General features: G+C 60.3%; 1 protein-coding gene. It reads left to right on the forward strand.

What is annotated here, in order from left to right; translation table 11 throughout:
- Positions 1-2,523, forward strand: a 2,523-nt coding sequence (locus KZZ10_RS10640; RefSeq protein WP_259661514.1) for a condensation domain-containing protein, incomplete at both ends; no start/stop codon positions are given.

Consider the following 2,523-nt stretch of genomic DNA (forward strand, 5'->3'; position numbering starts at 1 on the left):
GCAGACAAAGAGACGCTGCTGGATATGGATGCGTTGAGCGAGCTGATGGTTGAGCGCGCAGTCACGGATTTACAGCTCGTGCCGTCTCTGTTTCCGATATTTAAAACCGCACTGTCGCGCGCTCGTCCCCGACGCGTATTCTGTGGTGGAGAGAAACTAGGCGCCGCACTGATTCAAGAGATTATTGAAGCCACGGGTGGCACGGTGATTAACCTGTACGGTCCAACTGAGACCACCATTCAGGTGATTCATCACGCGTTTGGTCCTGAGACACGTGCGCTGGCGTTCGACGCCGAAGTGCCAATTGGTAAGCCCATCTGGAACACGCAAGCCTACATTCTGGACACAGCGCTTGAGCCCGTGCCGCAAGGCGTAGTGGGGGAGTTGTATATCGCGGGCGCGGGTCTCGCGCGTGGCTACCTGGGTCGTGCGGGGTTAAGCGCCGAGCGCTTTATTGCGTCTCCGTTTGGGGCGCCCGGATCGCGGATGTACCGCACGGGTGACCTAGCGTATCGGGCGGCCAATGGGGAGATCGCGTTCCTGGGTCGCGCCGATGATCAGGTCAAGATCCGTGGCTATCGGATCGAGACGGGCGAGATCGAGGCGGCGTTGCTGCATGGGTTTGAGTCGCAGTTGGGTCAGGTCGCGGTGATTGCCCGCGGCGTGGGGGGTGAGCAGCGTCTGGTGGCGTATGTGGTGGCCCGCGTGGGCCAGGAGATGCCCGAGCAGTCGGTGCTGCGCGCGAAGTTGCTCGAGACGCTGCCCGAGTTTATGGTGCCGCAGGCGTTTGTGACGATGGAGAGTTTGCCGCTGACACCAAACGGCAAGCTCGATCGCCGTCGTCTGCCCGAGCCCAGTGCGGCGAGCAGCACAACCGAGCATCGCGCGCCACGCACCGAGACCGAGAAGGTGTTGTGTGCGTTGTTTGCCGAGGTGACCAACAACACCCAAGTGGGTCTGGACGATAACTTCTTTGCCATCGGTGGCGACAGTATCTCTGCCATCCGCTTGGTCAGTCGAGCTCGGGCGCAGGGTTTTAAGCTCAACACCCGCGATATCTTCTTGCATCAAACGCCCGAATCACTCGCAAGCGTCACGAGTCAGTTAGACGCCTCACAGATTGTGACAACCTGGGTGGAGGATGGGCTCGTTCCCGCGCTACCGATTTACCAACAGTTATTGCGCGGCAGTGGGTCAATTAAGCGCTTTCACCAAGCGGTGTGGCTCGATGCGCCCGAGCGGATGGGGCACCAAGACGTTGTCAAGGCGTTAAACGCTTTGCGCGCGCACCACGGCGCACTGCGTTTGCGCACGCAAGGCAATGGACCCCAGACCCAGTTCATGATCGACCCAGTCGTTACGCTCGAGGCGCTGGCGTTGCCGACGCTCGATGTCAGCACGCTGCCCGCAGCGCAAGCCGAGCAGACCGTGCGCGAGGCATTCATGCAGATGTCCTCGCGCTTGAACCCGAGCGCAAGTGGTGGCATGGTTGCCGCCCTTTGGGTTGAGCGCGACAAGCGCCAAGGCCCCTTACTGTTGCTGGTGATCCATCACTTTGCGATTGATGGGGTGTCGTGGCGGATTCTGATTGAGGACCTCATTTCCTTGACGCAGCCGACTCCGCAGGCGTTGCCCGCACCCACGCAGTCGTTGCGCGCTTGGGGTGAGACGTTACACGCCCAGGCAAGCACAGGCGCGCGTCGCACGGAGCAGTCTCTCTGGCTCTCGCAACTAGAGGGTGCACAAGCCTTGCCGCTTGATCGCACTATCACGCCTGAGCAGAACACGCAGGCACATGCGGCGCACATCGCAGGTGGGTTGGAGGCTGGGCGCACGCAGCAATTGTTACGCGCTCCTGCGGTCTACCATGCTCGGATTGATGATGTCTTGCTTGCCGCGCTAGGTTTGGCCTTACGTGACTGGAGCCACACGCAGTATCAGCGCGACCTGCATTCGCCCCTTATCGCGCTTGAGGGTCATGGGCGTGAGACGGACTCGGATCTGACGCGTACGCTGGGGTGGTTTACCAGCATGTTCCCGTTAAGACTGCGCTTGGGAGAGATCGATCTGCAGGAAAAGCAACGCGCCGGTCATGCGGTGTTGTCCGTGAAAGAGAGCTTGCGTGCGTTGCCCGACAAGGGACTCGGTTACGGCGTGCTTCGTTACCTCGATACGGCAAGCGCGATACACGTCGATGCGCCCCGTAGCGCCTTGATCGATCCGCAGGTGGTGTTTAACTACCACGGCCGCTTCGAGCACGGCGTGCAGGCCGATCGGAGCGCGTGGCGCATGGCACCTAACAGCTTGGCGGTTGGCCAAGATGATGTGACTCGTGGTCGTCAGCACTTGCTCGAGATCAATTCGATGCTTGATGCGAGTGGAGCCTTCCAGTTCCAGATTGAGTATTGCCACTTGGCGCATGATGAGCAGAGTATTGCGATGCTGGCACGCGCGTTTGAAAAGAATCTCGCTGAACTGGCCGAGCACTGCTTGAATGATCCGCTGGCCGTCACGTATTCGCCT

Source organism: Zwartia hollandica (assembly GCF_019923725.1).
Lineage (GTDB): Bacteria > Pseudomonadota > Gammaproteobacteria > Burkholderiales > Burkholderiaceae_B > Zwartia > Zwartia hollandica.